The 20181-nt window shown below is 44.0% G+C and carries 12 protein-coding genes; all 12 read left to right on the top strand.

The window, feature by feature from the left end:
* Positions 1-49: 49 nt before the first annotated feature.
* The 12 genes from rsmC (at position 50) to KP803_RS03735 (ending at position 20155) form a co-directional block, all read left to right on the top strand.
* Positions 50-1075: a 16S rRNA (guanine(1207)-N(2))-methyltransferase RsmC gene (gene rsmC / locus KP803_RS03790; protein ID WP_248007504.1), complete on the top strand. Its 1026-nt coding sequence runs from the start codon at positions 50-52 to the stop codon at positions 1073-1075.
* A 213-nt stretch (positions 1076-1288) separates the two neighbouring features.
* The gene (locus KP803_RS03785) at positions 1289-4675 is read left to right on the top strand and encodes an ATP-binding protein (RefSeq protein WP_248007503.1); all 3387 of its coding nucleotides are present in this window, start codon (positions 1289-1291) and stop codon (positions 4673-4675) included.
* A gap of 964 nt (positions 4676-5639) precedes the next feature.
* On the top strand, positions 5640-7319 hold the full coding sequence (locus tag KP803_RS03780; RefSeq protein WP_248007502.1) for an ABC transporter substrate-binding protein: 1680 nt from the start codon (positions 5640-5642) through the stop codon (positions 7317-7319).
* 170 nt (positions 7320-7489) lie between these two features.
* On the top strand, positions 7490-8476 hold the full coding sequence (locus KP803_RS03775; RefSeq protein ID WP_248007501.1) for an ABC transporter permease: 987 nt from the start codon (positions 7490-7492) through the stop codon (positions 8474-8476).
* Between the two features lie 2 nt (positions 8477-8478).
* Positions 8479-9504, top strand: coding sequence for an ABC transporter permease (locus KP803_RS03770; RefSeq protein WP_248007500.1), 1026 nt, complete (start codon positions 8479-8481; stop codon positions 9502-9504).
* A 2-nt stretch (positions 9505-9506) separates the two neighbouring features.
* Positions 9507-10490, top strand: a complete 984-nt coding sequence (locus KP803_RS03765) for an ABC transporter ATP-binding protein (RefSeq protein WP_248007499.1) — start codon at positions 9507-9509, stop codon at positions 10488-10490.
* A 42-nt stretch (positions 10491-10532) separates the two neighbouring features.
* Positions 10533-11528, top strand: coding sequence for an ABC transporter ATP-binding protein (locus tag KP803_RS03760; protein ID WP_248007498.1), 996 nt, complete (start codon positions 10533-10535; stop codon positions 11526-11528).
* 85 nt (positions 11529-11613) lie between these two features.
* On the top strand, positions 11614-13338 hold the full coding sequence (locus KP803_RS03755) for a glycoside hydrolase family 9 protein (RefSeq protein WP_248007497.1): 1725 nt from the start codon (positions 11614-11616) through the stop codon (positions 13336-13338).
* Between the two features lie 2 nt (positions 13339-13340).
* Positions 13341-14216 carry a glucosamine kinase nucleotide-binding domain-containing protein gene (locus KP803_RS03750; RefSeq protein ID WP_248007496.1) on the top strand — a complete coding sequence of 292 codons (876 nt, stop codon included), beginning with the start codon at positions 13341-13343 and terminating at the stop codon, positions 14214-14216.
* A 10-nt stretch (positions 14217-14226) separates the two neighbouring features.
* A complete protein-coding gene (locus KP803_RS03745) occupies positions 14227-16140 on the top strand; it encodes a beta-N-acetylhexosaminidase (RefSeq protein ID WP_248007495.1) in 1914 nt (637 codons plus the stop codon).
* 93 nt (positions 16141-16233) lie between these two features.
* The gene (locus KP803_RS03740; protein ID WP_248007494.1) at positions 16234-18639 is read left to right on the top strand and encodes a glycoside hydrolase family 94 protein; all 2406 of its coding nucleotides are present in this window, start codon (positions 16234-16236) and stop codon (positions 18637-18639) included.
* A 103-nt stretch (positions 18640-18742) separates the two neighbouring features.
* Positions 18743-20155, top strand: coding sequence for a phosphoglucomutase/phosphomannomutase family protein (locus KP803_RS03735; protein WP_248007493.1), 1413 nt, complete (start codon positions 18743-18745; stop codon positions 20153-20155).
* The last annotated feature ends 26 nt before the right edge of the window (positions 20156-20181 follow it).

Raw genomic sequence — 20181 nt, 5'->3', positions numbered from 1 at the left:
CTGATTATGAGAAAATCACCCCTCTATTTATTTACTATTGAATTCAACCATGTCTGCTTACACTACTCCTAGCCAAATCGCTCAACGTCAACTCGCTTACTTTGAGGGAAAGCACGTTCTTGTTGCCGGTGAAGCAGAAGATCTATTCCCTTTAGAACTGGTTGAACACTGCGAATCTGTTTCTGTCTTTACTACAAACTATGGTTACTACCGACAGGTAAAACCTCATGCCGCACTTAACTGCTATTTCGGTGCAGAGTTTACCGAGAAGACTCAAGCCGATATGGTGCTGCTCTATTGGCCAAAAGCGAAAGCAGAAGCCGAGTTTTTACTTTCCATGCTGATGAGCAAGCTTGGTAAGGATACTGAGATTATCGTTATCGGTGAAAACCGCTCTGGGGTTCGAAGCATTGAAAAAATGTTCAAACCTTACGGCCCGATCACCAAGTTTGATTCGGCAAGACGTTGCTCATTTTATTGGGGGCAGTGTACAGAGCAACCCGAACCTTTCTCATTAGACGATTGGTACAAAACTTATCAAGTGAGCTACAACGAGCAAGATTTGATTATTAAGAGTTTACCTGGTGTCTTTAGCCACGGTGAGTTTGATATTGGCAGTAAACTTCTTCTTGATACCTTACCTAAACTTAAAGGCAAGGTACTCGACTTTGGTTGTGGAGCCGGTGTTTTAGGTACTGTCATGGCGACAACCAATCCAGATATCACTTTGGAAATGTGTGATATTAGCGCTCTTGCCGTCGCATCTAGCCAGCAAACGCTTCTTGCTAATGGGCTAAAAGGAAACGTTTTTGCCTCTGATGTCTACTCCGACTGTAGCGATGATTACCAATTTATTATCAGTAACCCTCCTTTCCACTCAGGGCTCGATACGAGTTATAGCGCAACAGAAACGCTACTCGCCGATGCGCCTACAAAACTCAAAAAACAGGGCGAACTACTGATCGTTGCCAATAGTTTTTTAAAGTACATCCCTATTATTCAGCAAGCTTTTAGTAATTGCGAGACGCTAAATAAGACCAATAAATTTGCTATCTATGCCGGATGCAAAGCGTAGTTTTCGTTAATATTGGCAAAGACTAAGCCACCATTGTCTAAAAGAGCATCAACCCAAGGCGCATTCACGCTTTTATGCGCCTTTGAACACGAAATAGTAGAGACTTACTTGTCAAAGTAAAAAAACTCGTTAGTTTTGTCATTTTAATGGTTTTTTCTTTGCTCGATGATTTTAACCATCATCACTCTGCCTCAGGGAAAGTAACGTCTTATTATGTTTAGGTTTTATCGCAAACAAAAATTCAAGCGCCTACAAAACACGTTAATGTTGGCCTTTTTGGTTCTTAGTATCACTCCACTAACAGTCGTTGCACTGTTTTTTCTTCATTCTCACACCAAAGATCTGCAAGAGCAAAGTACGTCTCACCTAACATCGGTACGTGACACCAAACAGCAACAAGTCGTCGATTATCTTTATGCCAATGAGTCTGAAGTAATGGGCTTTGTTCGTTCGGAACTTGCTTATGCAAGTGGCGGGCGATTCTACGGTTTAGTCAATGCTTTTCAAAACTTGGGGCTTGATATTGTGCAGGCTCGTGAACACGCACAACAACGCTACATTGAAGGTTCTGGTGACCAAATAAGAACGTCGATTCTTCCCCAGTCTAGCTCTTATATGGGCAGTGAGCGATATCGACTGCTACATAAACGTTATCATTGGGCCTATCAAGAACTGCTTAAGCGCTCTGATTTTGATGATATTTTGCTCGTTGATAGAGCCGGTAACGTTACCTATTCAATCTATAAATATGATTACTACGGGACGAATCTAGTCAGTGGTAAATATAAAGATAGGAATTTAGGTGAAACCTTTCAGAAGCTAAAAGCGACGGTGAAAGAGAAGCACGCAACCAACCCTGATTTCACTCCGGTTATTATCTCAGACTTTTCGTCAACAGATGGAAAATCGGTTGCTTGGCTTGGAGCGCCTATCATTCAACAAGGTTATTTACACAGTTATGCGATGTTCCGATTACCAAATAACGGGATCACTAAACTCATCGCGGATATCCAAAAAAACTCCTCAATGAGAACCCTACTGGTAGGGCAAGATCATCAAAGCCGATCAATGGCATTTAATACCGAAGATATTGCCACCAGCATAGAAGTTATCGATTTTGCTCTTCAAGGCCGTAGCTCAGTTGGCACCTACTTCAATACTGAGGAAGAAAAGACAATTGCAGCCTATAGCCCGATATCTTTTAAAGAGATCAATTGGGCACTCGTCGTTGAAGTACCAGAAAAAGAAGCCTTTAGCCGCGTTCATCAGCTAAAGAAGTTATTTGTTATCGCCATGCTTACCGCTCTGGTATTGGTTGTAATTGCCTCGCACTATTTATCCAATTTCATTACCTCTCCACTTCTTAAACTCACTTGGGCTGCGGAGAAAGTATCAGCCGGTGATCTTGATGAAACCATGATCAACACTGAGCGCAAAGATGAAATAGGACGCCTAGCTGTTAGCTTTGAGCGAATGCAGCGTTCCATTCGTGAGAAAATGAAACTCATTAAAGAGCAAAATAAAGAGCTTGAAAGTAACCTAAGTCTAATTCAGAAACAAAATGAAGAGCTTCACCTTGCAAATAAGCTCAAAGATGAATTCCTAGCGACGACATCCCATGAATTAAGAACTCCGCTACATGGAATGGTCGGCATTGCTGAGTCTTTAGTTTCTGGAGCCAACGGGCCAATAACAGCGGATCATAAATATCAATTAAATATCATTATCAGCAGTGGTCAGCGTCTAGCTACCTTAGTAGATGACTTACTCGACTACCACAAGATGCGTTACGGAAACCTTGATATTCAATGCTCTGCTGTTGATCTTTCCAGCGCAACTCGGTTGGTTTTGGAACTATCTAATCACCTTCTTGGTAATAAACCAATTCGAATTATAAACCAAGTGCCTGATGAGCTAATTTGGGTATCAGCTGACCCTCAACGCTTAGAGCAGGTACTGTATAACCTAGTTGGCAACGCAATTAAATACACTTCGGAAGGTAAGATCGTCATATCCGCCAATGTGGTTGATGATAACCTTAGAGTACAAGTGGTTGATACTGGACAAGGAATCCCTTCAGATCAACTAGAGCATATCTTTGAACCATTGATTCAAGCGGGTAGTGACTCTAGCCGTTACCGCCAAGGTACAGGGCTTGGTCTATCCATTAGTCGCCAATTAATTGAACTTATGCACGGTTCTCTTTATGTCAGCAGCCAACCTATGGTGGGTACGACGTTTAGCTTTACCCTTCCTTTGGCGTCGCAACAAGAAATCGAAGCGGCAGGATTTGGTGAAATCGATCATTTCCATGCGCCAGATTTAAATGAAGTCGTGCTTCCTGATCAAAGCAGCCTTCCAGAGAACCCGCAAGGCCCGCTTCTTCTTGTCGCTGATGATGAGCCAGTTAATCTACGCATTCTCGATAGTTTTTTACGCATGGAAGGCTATCGCGTAAGAACAGCAAAAGATGGCAATGAAACTCTAGATCTTGTAGAGAAGGAAAAGCCTGAACTATTGCTACTCGACATTATGATGCCAGGCCTTTCAGGCTACAGTGTGTGTGAAAAACTTCGTGAACAATATGACCACTCTGCCCTACCGATCATTATGCTGACGGCACTGAACCAAACCGATGATCGTGTTCGCGGCTTCGAGGCTGGTGCCAACGACTACCTATCAAAGCCATTTAATAAACAAGAGCTGGCAGCTCGGATCACGGCGCATCTATCAGCGAGCCAAGCGGAAAAACGACGTATTGAGAACTCTCAACTGCAAGTTGAGTTAAAACGTCGTGCCATGGTTGAAGCGAGCTTGCTAGAGACACAAGGGCGACTCCTTGAGCAGCTTGAGTCTGCGCCAGAAGCCATTGTCTGTGTGCGCGAAGACAATAAGGTTCGATTTGCTAATGAAGCCGCCTCCAAGCTCTTTAAACGCAGTCCTGAACAACTAAAGCGCTCCATGGCCGATGAGATGATTGCGCCTAAGTATCTTACGGTGGAACTTGAGCATCACTGCGGTAACATCGATATTTATGTCGAAGATATTCGTCAAACTATCTCTTCCGATATACTCAAACTCCCAGAGGAGTCAGGGCTAAAAGCGATGTACATTTTCAATGTTGGTGGCAGCGTTAATGCAGCGCGAATTGGTAATCTTGAGACAGCAGTTGAAGCGCTCTCAAGCTACGCTTTTGAAGGCGATAAAGAGAAGCTTCAGCTACTTAAAGAGCTTGGTGGTGAATTTACCCGAATTGCAGACCGCGTAGGTGGTGAGAATAAATCCAAGCAAGATGTCATGCGGGAAGTTCTAGTGGAAGCGATGACAAACGCTATCGAGTATTGGGAGCGTGTAACGGGACAAAGTAAGTTTGCTTTTGCTGAGCAAAGTGGCCTTTGGCGTGTTTACTTGGACAGAAGTACCTTGCAGACCAGAACCCTCGATAAGTATCTTCGCCAAGAGACACTGCCTAAAACGCCTCGTTGGAGAACCGTATTAAGTTCTATTGAGTACATCTTAGATCACTGCCAAGAACAGGGGCCCGAACGTATTCATATCATCGCACTACGTGACAAGCTTCAACACCTCCTAACTAGCTAGCACTGACAATATATAGATTTGGCGCCTAGGTATCGCTCACCCAATTTTCATCTTAATTAGACCCGTTTAATGCGGGTCTTTTTATTGCACATTATAGATCAACTTGGCTTAAGCCTTTCTAAGCCTACGACCATTCTCATAAGTTAAAAGCATCTGATAAGCCCCATACCTTCTATTCAATGTTAGGTATAAACACAGCCAAGATATCAACACTCTTTGCAACGTTAAGGCATACACAACGACCCTGACGCAGAAGCGCAAACACGTTCAAAGCCATCATTAACCTCTCTCAATATCAGTAGAACAACGTCGAAGGTTAAAATCGAGGGCTTAAAAAACAACTTAATCTCGCCAATACAGCTGTGTGAAATCAATCAAAATCCCGATTGCATAATCAGTTCTTTCACGAGCTAAATTAAGCTAAACACAGCACTATTTAACGTGTGAAATTCTGCACAAATTCCGCTCTCATCGTGAAATACAGACAAGGATTTTCATGTATCCATCCAGTTTGCGAACTTAATCACAACAAATCGTCAGAATAAATTTGCTCGATGAAATTGACGTAAAACACTCATAGTGAACCAGATCTCACTATACAAAATACAAGCCAAGACGCCATGAACAAAAAGCACAAAGGAGTAGTGATCACTAACTTACCATCAGAGCAAACGTTAAAATGAGATCTAGATCCACGTTCAAATAATGAACTAATCTCATACCAAAGGAAGGTTTTTAACGTTTATGACGTGAAGTGACGTAGTTTTAACGTATTTGACGGGAATCGTAATTGCTAAATTTGTCGTTACGGTGTTTTCTTAGGGTGCCTAAGGCCTACAGGCCACTCCTATTTATTGATTCCTCCGATTGATAAATGATGAACGGAGGTAGGTCTTAGAGAGTGTTAATCAATTGATAACATTCCTTCCATAAGTGAAACGAAAGCAAATAGTAAGGAACAGCTATGCTTGCCAATATAAAAAAAACAGTACTCGCAACTGCAATTATTGCAACTGCAACAACGGGTTTTGCATCAGTAGCAACTGCTGCTGAGCGCAGTGAACTAACAGTCGTACCAAACTTCTACCAAACAATGGTACGTAACTTTAACCCGTACTTAGCAACGAACCTACACACAACTTCAGACTTCATCTACGAGCCATTAGTTGTATTTAACGAAATGCACGGTAACACTCCAGTTATGCGTCTTGCAGAAAGTTTCAGCATGTCTGACGACCTAATGAGCGTAACTTTTGATATTCGTAAAGGCGTAAAATGGTCTGATGGTGAGTCGTTCACTGCTGATGATGTTGTATTCTCATATGCACTTCTTAAGGACAAACCTGAACTTGACCAACGTGGTATCAACAAGTGGGTTACAAGTGTTGAGAAACTAAACGATTACAAAGTTCGCTTCCGCCTAACAGAAGCAAACTCAAACGTACCATACGAAATTTCTGTTGTTCCTATCGTTGCTGAGCACGTATGGAAAGATGTGAAAGATCCAGCGACGTTCACTAACGAAAACCCAGTAGGTACAGGTCCATTTACTGAGATCGATACCTTTACTCCTCAACTGTACATTCAGTGTGCTAACCCGAACTACTGGGATGCTGACAACCTAGATGTTGACTGTCTGCGTGTTCCACAAATCGCGAACAATGACCAGCTTCTAGGTCAAATCATCAACTCTGAATTAGACTGGACTTCTTCATTCGTACCAGACATCGACCGTACTTATGCAGCAGCTAGTGAAAATCACCACTACTGGTACCCGCCAGCAGGTACACAAGCATTTGTCGTTAACTTCAAGAACCCAGATGCAGCGAAAAACGAAGCGTTAAACAACGTTGATTTCCGTCGTGCATTCTCTATGGCTCTTGACCGTCAAACTATCATCGATATCGCTTTCTACGGCGGCGGTACTGTGAATGACTTCGCATCTGGCCTTGGCTACGCATTCGAAGCTTGGTCTGACGAGAAGACACACAAGAAATACCAAGGTTTCAACACGTACAACGTTGAAGGTGCAAAAGACGTTCTAGCGAAAGCTGGCTTTAAAGATGTGAATGGCGACGGTTTCGTTGACACTCCAACTGGCAAAACGTTTGAACTATCAATCCAATCTCCAAATGGCTGGACTGACTTCAACAACACTGTTCAACTTGCAGTAGAGCAACTAAACGAAGTAGGCATCAAAGCTCGCGCAGCTACTCCAGATTTCGCTGTATACAACCAAGCTATGCTTGATGCGACTTACGATGTAGCTTACACGAACTACTTCCACGGTGCAGATCCACACCTATACTGGAACAGCGCATACAACTCTTCACTACAAGATGGTGATGGTATGCCTCGTTTCGCGATGCACTACTACAAGAATCCTAAGCTAGATAACCTTCTAGATAGCTTCTACAAAACAGCTGATAAAGATGAGCAGGTTGCTATTGCTCACGGTATCCAGCAAATCATCGCTGCTGACCAAGTGACCGTTCCTGTAATGTCTGGTGCTTACATGTACCAATACAATACAACTCGATTCACTGGCTGGTGGAACGAAGATAACGCTAAAGGCCGTCCAAACATTTGGGCTGGCATCCCTGAGCGTCTACTACACGTACTGGACCTAAAACCAGTTAAGTAAGTAGAAGTTCATTTCCAGCGACGTACATTCCGTGCGTCGCCTATTAAAATCCCCACTCTGTATTAAACAGTATGGCGCTAGTCGTCAGGGGATTTTTCGCTCTAAATTTTCGCTAGGAGCGACCTGAAACCAGAAACAGGGAAACAATCTGGGTGAGTAAGGTGTGAGTTATGGGTTATTTTTTAAGACGTTTGTCATTTTATTTGGTTGCGCTTTTAGTTGCTGCAACACTCAATTTTATTATTCCTCGAGCTATGCCGGGTGATCCAGTTACCATGATGTTTGCTAACGCAACCACGCAGGTTACTCCAGAGCGTATCGAGGCAATGAAACAACTGTTAGGTTTTGTAGATGGGCCAATCTATGTCCAATACCTAACCTACATCAAAAGTATTCTTAGCTGGGAACTAGGCACTTCAATTGCTTTTTACCCATTAAGCGTAAACAGCCTTCTTGGTGGCGCTTTTGGTTGGTCACTATTCCTAGCAGGTAGTGCCGTTATCCTTTCATTCTCTATTGGCTCTGTTCTAGGTATCTTTGCTGCGTGGAAACGAGGCAGTAAGTACGATACGTTCATCACTCCGGGAATGCTAATTTTGCAAGCTGTACCTCCCGTTGTTATTGCAATGCTGACACTATTTACGTTTGCCATCGGCTTACGCTGGTTCCCAACCGGCTACGCCTATACACCAGGTACCGTCCCAGACTGGACAAGTTGGGCCTTTATCGTTGATGTAGCTAAACACGCCGTGCTTCCTCTTTTCTGTGCAACTATCGTTCAAATTGGTGGCTTCCTAGTAAACATGCGTAACAACATGATTAACCTTCTTGCTGAAGATTATATCACCATGGCAAAAGGTAAGGGCCTTAGCGAAAACCGCATAGTCTTTAACTACGCAGCACGAAACGCACTACTTCCAAGTGTTACGGCCCTCTCTATGGCTCTTGGTATGGCCATTGGCGGTCAGTTAATCGTTGAGATCATCTTCAACTACCCAGGTCTTGGTAGCGTACTTCTTAATGCTATTAACGCACGTGACTATCAAGTTCTACAAGGTCAACTACTTATTATGACGCTGTTTATGCTGTTCTTTAACTTGTTAGCGGACATGCTCTACGTTGTTCTAGACCCTCGCCTACGTAAGGGTGGTAAATAATCATGAAAGAATTCGCAAAATTAATCTGGCGTAACCCAATGGCGCTAGCTGGTGTCATTATCCTAGCGGTGTTTATTTTCATTGCTCTTGCAGCGCCATTAATTACTAAGCATGCTCCAGACAAGCGTACTGGTAACCCACACGAGTACCCTAGTTTTATTGTAAAAGCGGCAAAAGCTAGCCCTGACGGCTGGATTGCTGAAAACCTAGCAGACAATCGCCGTACATTGATCATGTCTAAAAAGGCGGATCACGTACTAGGGACGTCTCGTATGGGTCGTGATGTTTGGTCTCAAGTCGCTTATGGCGCACGAGTATCTCTGGCTGTTGGTTTCGGTGCGGGTATCACAGTATGTGTGCTAGCAACTATCATTGGTGTATCCGCGGGTTACTTTGGCGGACGTATTGATGACGTCCTAACTGCCGCGATGAACATCATGCTAGTTATCCCTCAAATTCCTCTGCTCTTTGTTGTCGCTGCATTTATCGGTGAGGCAGGGCCATTAACCATAACCTTGGTGATAGGCTTTATGTCCTGGGCTTGGGGGGCAAGGGTTGTACGTTCCCAAACACTAGCGCTGCGTGAGAAAGAGTTTGTTAAAGCAGCAGAAGTATTGGGTGAATCTTCATTCCGTATCATCTTCGTTGAGATTCTTCCTAACCTTATCTCTATCGTTGGTGCAAGCTTCATTGGGTCAGTAATGTACGCCATCATGATGGAAGCAACATTATCATTCCTTGGTCTTGGTAACCCAAATACCATCAGTTGGGGCATCATGCTGTACAACGTACAAGCCTCTTCTTCAATGCTTGTTGGCGCTTGGTGGGAATTATTAGCTCCATGTTTAGCCCTAACAATTCTAGTAACTGGTCTTGCACTGCTTAACTTCGCGGTCGATGAAATTGCAAACCCTCAGTTGCGTTCTCATAAAGGTATGAAGCGTTGGAAAAAGCTTGCGAAGCAAGATAAAGAAGAGCGTACACCAGACCTTCCACCACAAAACGCACTTTGGAGCGGAGATAAATAATCATGACTGAACCACTAATTTCTATCCGTAACCTTTGCGTAGACTACATCACAGATGCTGGCGATGTTCGAGCTTGTAACAATGTAAGCTTTGATATTGCCCCAGGTGAGGTATTTGGCCTTGCTGGTGAATCTGGTTGTGGTAAATCAACCGTCGCCTTCTCGCTTATGCGTCTTCACAAGCCGCCAGCATTTATCACTGGTGGTGAGGTAATCTTCAATGGCGAAGATATCCTGAAATACAGTGATGATCGTATGCAAGCATTTCGCTGGAGCGAGATGTCAATGGTATTCCAGAGCGCAATGAACGCACTGAACCCAGTTCTTACCATGGAAGATCAGTTCTGCGACGTCATCATGCGACACACTAACATGACGCGTGAGCAGGCAGTTCGCCGCGCTGAAGGACTACTGGAAATCGTTGATATTCACCCAAGCCGTTTGCACGACTACCCTCACCAGTTCTCTGGTGGTATGCGTCAGCGTTTAGTTATCGCGATTGCTCTAGCGCTTAATCCTAAGATGATCATCATGGATGAGCCAACAACAGCACTCGATGTGGTTGTTCAACGTGAGATCCTACAAAAGATCTATGCATTAAAAGATGAGTTTGGTTTCTCTATCTTGTTCATCACGCATGACATTTCACTGATGGTCGAGTTCTCTGACCGTATTGGCATCATGTATTCGGGTGAGCTGATTGAAGTCGCGCCATCTAAACAGATATTGGAAAGTCCTTATCACCCTTACACTAAGGGTCTATCAAGCTCTTTCCCTCCATTAATTGGCCCTAAGACAAAACTGACAGGTATACCTGGTAACCCATTAAACCTATTGGAAATTCCACAAGGTTGCCGCTTCCAAGCTCGCTGTGATCGCGTTCACGAGGCATGTACAAAGGTACCAACAACCTTACGTCAAATAGAGCCTAATCGTTTATCAAACTGTCACCTTTATGGTGAACCTATTGCTCAAGCTAAAGTTTAAGCAGTTAAAGATAAAACAATAAGAAAGTTTCTGGAGACAACTATGAGCAAACAGTACGGTGAGTTACTAATCGAAGGGAAAAATGTCGTTAAAGACTTCCCTCTTAACAGTAACGCCATTCAACAGTCAAGAATGCGTGCGATTAACGACGTATCTTTCAAAATGTATAAAGGCCGAGGCCTAGCCGTGGTAGGTGAATCAGGTTCTGGTAAATCTACAACAGCAAAAATGATCGCAAAAATGTACGCGCCAACAGATGGTCTTATTGAGTACAAAGGACGTGATATTCAAGATATCACAGCGAAAAAAGACCTCATGCACTATCGCGAAGGCGTACAAATGGTGTGGCAAGACCCGTTTGGTTCTCTAAACCCAACGCACAACATCTTCCACCATATTGCACGTCCACTATTGATCCACAAAAAAGTAACGCCAGGAAATAAAAAAGAACTAGAAGAACGTGTATACAGCCTTCTAGAGCAAGTAGGGCTAATCCCGCCAAAAGAAACAGCGGCGAAATTCCCACACCAACTTTCTGGTGGTCAGCGTCAACGTGTGAACTTAGCACGTAACATTGCTGTAGGTGCTGAAGTGGTTTTGGCTGATGAGCCGACCTCTATGCTTGATGTTTCTATCCGTGCAGGCGTTCTTAACTTGATGGAAGAGATGAAGTTTGAAAAACAGATGTCTCTTCTCTACATCACGCACGATATCGCAACCGCTCGATACATTGCCGAAGATATTTCCGTGATGTACGTCGGTCACATGGTTGAATGGGGTGACACTGATGAAGTGATCGCAAACCCACAACACCCATACACCAAGCTACTTATTTCTGCCGTACCAGATCCAAGTAAATCGATTCATACCAAGCTTGAAGGCAACAAAGGCGAGATTCCTCTTTGGACACCAGCTTCTGTAGGCTGTCCATTTGCAGGTCGCTGTACTCATGCAACAGCAAAATGTAGCGAGCGTCTACCTGATGTGACTCAGCTTTCTGAGAACCACTTCGTTCGCTGTTACTTATTTGAATCTTAATCAACACGTACTACCTAGAGCCCGATGAGCACATCAGGCTCTAGTTTAAAATCCATAATAATCATAATAAATTCGGAGATATTTGATGCAGTTACTCACTAACCACATTGGTTATGAAACGCAGGGAACTAAGCAAGCCATCATCATGACGAAAGCGGCCACGCTCTCTTCGATGGACGCAACATTAGTTCGTGCAGACAATCATCAAGTCGTTTTATCTCTTACCGTCAGTGAAGGGCAAAGCTGTGCACAGTGGCATCAAGGCTACTTTTACACCGTTGACTTTTCACAGTGGAATACTCCCGGTCACTACTACCTTCAATTTGAAGAGACTCGCTCAGAGAACTTTGAGGTTTCTGAAGGTGTTCTAATGCAAAGAACCTTCTCAGACCTTCTGCATTACTTCAAATCACAGCGTTGTGGTGGAATTTATGATCAGCAAGACAAGCAAGTACCGCTGCTAGGCACAAATGTCACTGCCGACGTGCATGGCGGCTGGTACGATGCTTCTGGTGATGTGAGTAAATACTTAAGTCATCTCTCATACGCCAACTACTTAAATCCTCAGCAAATACCAATAGTGGTATGGAACATGCTGAAAGGATTAACACTTTTAGAAAATCACTCAGGTTTTGCTCCATTTTCTCGCACTCGCCTTAAGGAAGAGGCTTTGTTTGGTGCTGACTTTTTAGTTCGGATGCAAAACTCTGAGGGATTTTTTTACATGACTGTCTTTGACAAGTGGAGCAAAGACATCAATCAGCGCGATATTTGTGCCTATGAGACTCAAGATGGTCACAAGGGTGACGATTATCAAGCTGGCTTTCGCCAAGGCGGAGGCATTTCAATTGCCGCTCTAGCGGCTGCATCACGATTAGATGTGCACGGTGAATATACCCAAGCAGAGTATCTAAAGGTAGCCGAATCGGGTTACTGGCATTTAAAAGAGTTCAACACGCAATACCTAAATGATAATCAAGAAAACATCATTGATGAGTACTGTGCACTGCTTGCAACGATTGAGCTTTTCAAAGCCACCAGCAACGACGATTATTTAATTGAGTCGAGACTGTGGGCAAAACGACTCACTGCTCGACAGCAGTCAGACCAAAATATTGCAAACTTTTGGGCCGCGAATGAAGACGGTTCAAGACCTTACTATCATGCCGCAGAGGCTGGACTGCCTGTCATCGCACTTTGTGAGTATCTACAAATCGAAACAAGCTCTGAACTTATTAGCCAGACTAAACAAGTTATCCATTCTGCCTGTCAGTTTGAACTGGAAGTCAGTGCCAAAGTTGCCAACCCATTTGGCTACCCGCGCCAGTATGTTAAGTCAGTCGATGGTGACAAACGTGACGCCTTTTTTGTTGCTCAAAAGAATGAATCTGGTTACTGGTGGCAAGGTGAGAACGCGCGTTTAGGCTCACTCTCTAGCATGGCATTGATGGCTCAACATCACCTAGATGATAGTGATTTAAAACAACAACTTAATCACTATGCACAAAACGCTCTTAACTGGATTATTGGGCTTAACCCATATGACATGTGCATGCTTGACGGACATGGTCACAACAACCCAGATTATCTACCTCACTTAGGATTTTTCAATGCCAAGGGCGGAGTCTGTAACGGCATCACCGCTGGCTTTGAGAACGAACAAGACATCGCCTTCAACCCTGACGGCCAAAAGGATGACATGCTACAAAACTGGCGTTGGGGTGAACAATGGATCCCACACGGAGCATGGTACTTGCTCGCCATTATCAATCAATATAAGCACTTTGTTTCTACAACGGGAGAGAAATAAATATGACGCTTTATTATGTTGGAATTGATGGTGGAGGCACCTCGTGCCGTGCTCGTATCCGTACTCAAGATAGCCAGTTTATTGGTGAAGCCAAAAGTGGCAGTGCCAACATCCTGTTAGGGGTTGATGTTGCGATGTCCTCTATTATGAACGCTATTGAAGACGCTGCACAACAAGGTGGCTTAACCAGTAGCGACTACGCTTCTATGCATGTTGGTTTGGCTCTAGCCGGTGCAGAGCAAAAATCAGCATGGCAAGAATTCATGCAATTGCCCCACCCGTTCGCAAGCATGACCTTAAATACCGATGCTTATGGTGCCTGTGTGGGTGCTCACAATGGTGAGGATGGCGCAATCATGATTGGCGGCACAGGCTCTTGCGGTATTTTATTAAAAGCCGGTCAGCAACACGTTGTTGGCGGTCGAGAATTCCCTATTTCTGACCAAGGTGGCGGCGCTGTAATGGGTCTTCGACTGATTCAGCAAGTGTTACTCACTCAAGACGGGATTCGTCCAGATAGCTCGTTATCTCAACATGTTATGGCTCACTTTAACCATGACGTAGACCAAATTGTTGAGTGGTCTAAAACGGCAATCCCTAAAGATTACGGTCAATTCTCACCGACCATTTTCCAACTTGCCAATGAAGGCGATGAGCTCGCTATCGAAATGCTAAAGCAAACGGCCGCCGATATTGAGATGTTTTTAATCGCACTCAACAAAAAAGGGGCGACCCGAATTTGTTTAATGGGAAGCATTGCACAGCGCATTTCAGCTTGGCTATCCCCACCCGTTAAGCAATGGCTTGTTGAACCACAGTTTGATGCCATCGAAGGTGCTCTTATGTTCGCCGGCGATTCCAAACATAATTTGTACTGAAGGATCTAAAATGAGCTATAGAGTCGATTTAGCAGTACTTTCCGAACAAAATAAATTTTGTCGTTTTGGATTAACCCTGCACAACTTAAGTGATCAAAACATCAATGATTGGTCATTTAATTTTATTATGGACCGGTTTATTCAACCAGACTCGCTATCGAATGGTACGTTACAACAGATAGGCAGTTACTGTGTTCTCAACCCAAAAAGTTCTACTTTAAAGGCGAATGATCACTTCTACTGTGAATTTACAATCAACACTGCTCCCCTGCGCTTCTATACTGATGGTCTAAAAGACGCGAGTCTAATTAACACCGCAACGAATGAGCACCATAAGGTTGTGATTACTCCAATCGTACTCGCCTCTCCATATCGTCACAGAGCCGAAATACCGACGGTTGAAGCCGCAGATATTAACCTAATTCCAAGACCAAAGAAGCTAGAAACATCACAAGGGCAATATTTGTTTAGTGACAAAAGCCAAATTACTCTACAAGCCAATCAAGCAGATGACGCGGCAACGTGGTTGGAACTCGAACTAGATAAACTGTTTGGATTAAAGATGCACTCTATTGGTAACGGTGATATTCGCTACCGTACCAATCCAATTCTCGACCGAGATGACTATCAACTCACTATCGATGAAAATGGCGCTTGTTTAGAAGCAAACTCAAACACAGGTTTTGTTCACGCCAGTGCGTCACTTATTCAGTTACTGCAAGATTCTGAAGGGAAAGGCTCACTAACTGCGCCTTTTGTGAAAATTTCAGACTCTCCACGATATAAATACCGCGGAATGATGCTTGACTGCTCTCGTCATTTTCACCCAGTAGAGCGAGTAAAGCGTCTTATTAACCAACTTGCTCACTATAAGTTCAATACATTTCACTGGCACCTCACTGACGATGAAGGCTGGCGAATCGAAATCAAAGCCTTCCCTGAATTAACCTCTAAAGGTTCTCAACGTGGAATGGGTACTGATTTAGAACCACAATTTAGCCAGATTGATCGACCTTACTCTGGCTACTATAGCCAAGAAGAAATTAAACACGTTATTGAGTTTGCTCAGCAACGTGGGATCACAATTATCCCTGAGATTGACGTGCCAGGGCATTGTCGAGCTGCTATCAAAGCGCTCCCTGAACTGCTTGTTGATCCAGATGATCACTCTCCATATCGTAGCATTCAAAATTATACCGATAACGTCTTATCTCCGGCTTTGGAAGGCACTTATGAGTTCTTAGATAAAGTCTTACAAGAAGTCGCGGAATTGTTCCCTGCACCTTGGATTCATATCGGTGCTGACGAAGTTCCAGAAGGCGTTTGGGAAAAAAGTAAAAAGTGCCAAGCCCTAATGAAAGAAAAAGGCTACACCGATACTAAAGAGCTTCAAGGTCATCTATTACGCTTTGCCGAGCAGAAGCTTCGCTCTTTGGGCAAGCGCATGGTGGGTTGGGAAGAAGCTCAACATGGCGACAAGGTGAGCAAAGACACGGTGATCTACTCATGGTTGAGTGAAGATGCTGCACTGAAATGTGCCAAGCAGGGCTTTGATGTCATTTTGCAACCCGGCCAACACACCTATTTAGACATGGCTCAAGACTACGCCCCAGAAGAACCTGGGGTCGACTGGGCAAATGTACTGCCATTGGAACAAGCTTATTGCTATGAACCTTTGGCTGATATTCCAGACAGCGACCCAGTAAAGAAACGAATACTCGGTATTCAATGTGCCTTGTGGTGTGAAATTGTCACGCACCAAGAACGCATGGATTATATGGTTTTCCCTCGCATAACAGCGATGGCGGAAGCCTGTTGGACTCATAAACCCCAACGAGATTGGACAGACTATTTAACACGTTTGAAAGGTCATTTACCTCTGCTAGATAAGCAAGGGATTCAATACCGCTCTCCGTGGAAATAAGACTTAGGCTAGGTGTTGCAGTAGCACCTAGTTAATTTCACTAGCATTAGAATTTGGCTGTTGTATTAGCAGCTTATATAAAAGGATAGAACCATGAAATACGGCTATTTCGATAATGAGAATCGCGAATACGTCATTACTAGACCTGACGTTCCAGCACCTTGGACTAACTACCTAGGTACTGAAAAATTCTGTACTGTCATCTCTCATAATGCAGGTGGCTATTCGTTCTACAACTCTCCTGAGTACAATCGTGTTACTAAGTTCAGACCAAACGCGTCATTTGACCGCCCTGGACACTATGTTTACTTGCGAGATGATGAGACAGGTGATTACTGGTCAATTTCATGGCAACCCGTTGCAAAAAGCTTAGATGAAGCTAATTACGAAGTAAGACATGGTCTGTCATACTCTAAATTCAAATGTGACTACAACGGTATTACTGCCGAGAAAACTCTGTTCGTACCAAAAGGTGAAGACGCAGAAGTTTGGGATGTCGTTATCAAAAACACCTCTGACAAACCACGTACTATCAGTGCATTCTCTTTTGTTGAGTTCTCTTTCAGCCATATTCAATCGGATAATCAAAACCACCAGATGTCACTCTACTCTGCGGGTACTGAGTACAAAGATGGTGTTTTAGAATATGACCTTTACTACAACACGAACGATTTTGAAGGCTTCTACTACCTAGCCTCTACGTTTGATCCAGATTCATACGATGGTCAGCGTGACAGCTTCCTGGGTTTATACCGTGATGAAGCGAACCCAATTGCTGTTGAGAAAGGCCAATGTTCAAACAGTGCTCAAACGTGTTACAACCACTGTGGTTCCCTGCATAAGCAATTCACTATTCAGCCAGGTGAAGAAGTTCGTTTTGCTTACATTCTTGGTATCGGTAAAGGTAATGGCGACCGTCTACGTACTAAATACCAAGACCTTGCTAATGTTGATGCAGCATTTGCTGGTATTAAAGATCACTGGAATGAGCGTTGTGACAAATTCCAAGTTAAATCGCCGAATGAAGGCTTAGATACCATGATCAATGCTTGGACACTATACCAAGCAGAAACCTGTGTTGTTTGGTCTCGCTTTGCTTCATTCATCGAAGTCGGCGGCCGTACTGGCCTTGGTTACCGTGATACCGCTCAAGATGCTATCTCCGTTCCTCACGCTAACCCAGAAATGACTCGTAAGCGTCTTGTTGATCTTCTTCGCGGCCAAGTAAAAGCCGGTTACGGTTTGCACCTATTTGATCCTGATTGGTTTGATCCAGAAAAAGCGGACGTCGAGCCATCGAAATCGCCAACCGTAGTTCCTACCCCATCGGACGACGACAAGATCCATGGCATTGATGATACATGTTCTGATGATCACTTATGGATCGTTCCAACTATCTGTAAGTATGTTATGGAAACAGGCGAAGAGAGCTTCTTTGATGAAGTGATTCCTTACGCTGATGGTGGCGAAGCGACGGTTTATGACCACATGAAAGCAGCACTAGACTTCTCTGCTGAATACGTGGGTCAAACCGGTATCTGTAAAGGTCTTCGTGCAGACTGGAATGACTGTCTAAACCTAGGTGGTGGCGAATCATCAATGGTGTCATTCCTGCACTTCTGGGCTCTTCAAGAGTTCCTAGATTTGGCTAAATACCGTGGCAACGATGCTGACATCACTAAATATACAGAGATGGCGTCTAACGTTCGTGAAGCGTGTGAAACGCACCTTTGGGATGAAGAAGGCGGCTGGTACATCCGTGGTCTAACTAAAAATGGCGACAAGATTGGTACAGCGCAACAAACAGAAGGTCGCATCCACCTTGAATCCAACACGTTAGCGGTTCTATCGGGCGCAGTCTCTCAAGAACGTGGCGAAAAAGCGATGGACGCGGTTGATGAGAACCTTTACTCAGAATACGGCCTACACCTAAACGCACCTTCATTTGCGACGCCAAACGATGACATCGGTTTTGTAACGCGCGTATACCAAGGTGTGAAAGAGAATGGCGCTATCTTCTCTCACCCTAACCCTTGGGCATGGGTAGCAGAAGCGAAGCTAGGTCGTGGTGACCGTGCAATGAAGTTCTACGATGCACTAAATCCATACAACCAAAATGACATGATTGATAAACGTATCGCAGAACCATACTCATACGTTCAATTCATCATGGGTCGTGATCACCAAGACCACGGTCGCGCAAACCACCCTTGGTTAACGGGTACATCAGGTTGGGCTTACTTTGCAGTAACGAACTTTATTCTAGGTGTTCGCGTCGGTTATGAAGGTCTAACGGTTGATCCTTGTATCCCAACAGACTGGCCAGGATTTGAAGTAACGCGTCAATGGCGTGGTGCGACTTACAACATCAAAGTTGAAAACCCAAGTTCAGTGAGTAAAGGCGTTAAGTCGATGACACTTAATGGCCAACCTGTTGAAGGGGCTATTCCAGTTCAAGCAGACGGCAGCGTTAATGAAGTTATCGTCACTTTAGGCTAATCGCTAGGTCACTGTAGTTACTACTTATATTCAGCCTCTAATCAGACTTAGAGGCTGAAAGCTCAAGTAGTTGACACTCCAAGTGACTAAAAAGGATTTAATTATGATCAAATTTGGTACCGGTGGCTGGCGCGCCTTTATTGGTGAAGAGTTCACTAAAGATAACGTTCGCCTGGTCGCTCAAGCGCTTTCCAATATCATCAATAACGAAAACGTGGCTGATAAAGGCTTCATTGTCGGTTATGACCGTCGCTTTCTTTCTGATAAGGCGGGTCGTTGGTTTGCTGAGGTTTTAGCGGCCAATAACATTCCTGTTAGCTTTATCGACAAGTTTGTTCCGACTCCTATCGTTATGTTCCAGGCTAAAGAAATAGGATGTGCGTATTCAGCGTGTATTACTGCTTCTCATAACCCTGCAGACTACAACGGTATTAAGATCTTCATTGAAGGCGGTCGAGACGCTGATGAAATCATCACACAGAAAGTAGAACAGCAGATTAGCCAGCTCACCGCTTCTGATGTGAAATCGATTGATTTTGAGCAAGCTCTCAATGATAAATCAGTTGTCATCATTAACCCGATGAACGCATTTGTCGATTCAATCATTAACTTTATCGATATTGAAGCGATCAAAAAAGCCAATCTCAAAGTCCTCATTGATCCTATGTTTGGTGTGGCGAAAAACGCGCTGCAAACGGTATTGATCAATGGCCGTTGTGATGTAGATGTTATCAACGATGGCAAGAACCCAGACTTTGGTGGTTTGATGCCTTCTCCTAGTGCTGCAACGCTTTATCGCCTAAAGCACTTAGTTGCTGCGGAAGGGTACGACATTGGTATTGGTACCGACGGTGATGCTGATAGATTGGGCATTATTGATGAGAAAGGTCACTTTATTCACCCTAATGAAGTACTCATCCTGCTTTACTACTACTTACTAGAATACAAAGGCTGGAAAGGCTCTGTCGTACGTAATATCGCGACTACCCATATTCTGGACAAGATTGCCGCGGATCATGGCGAGAAGAGCTTTGAGGTTCCTGTAGGCTTTAAGCATATTAGCTCTCAAATGGAAGCGGATGATTCTCTCATTGGTGGTGAAAGCTCAGGTGGCTTAACCATTCGTGGGCACATTCTTGGTAAAGATGGCGTATTCGCTTCAAGCTTACTGGTTGAGATGATCTCTGTAACGGGTAAGAAACTCTCTGAGATGCTTGATGAGATTTACGGTAAGTATGGCTACGCATACACAGCTGAAGGTGACTGTACCTTTAAACCAGCTCAAAAAGAGGCGCTTTACAACAAGATTTACGTTGAAAAGCAGTTACCTGAGTTTGAGTACGAGATTGAGAAAGTTAGCTACGACGATGGCGCGAAAGTGTACTTCAAAAATGGCGGTTGGGTTATTGCTCGATTCTCCGGTACAGAGCCTTTACTACGAATTTTTGCAGAGATGCAAGACAAAGACACTGCAGAACGTGTTCTTCAACAGGTAAAAAACTTCTTGTCGCTATAAGCCTTTGAAGGCCAAGCAAGATAGTC

This window comes from Vibrio amylolyticus, assembly GCF_023145695.1.
In the GTDB taxonomy this organism is placed as follows: domain Bacteria; phylum Pseudomonadota; class Gammaproteobacteria; order Enterobacterales; family Vibrionaceae; genus Vibrio; species Vibrio amylolyticus.
This window is presented reverse-complemented; position numbering and strand designations above follow the sequence as displayed.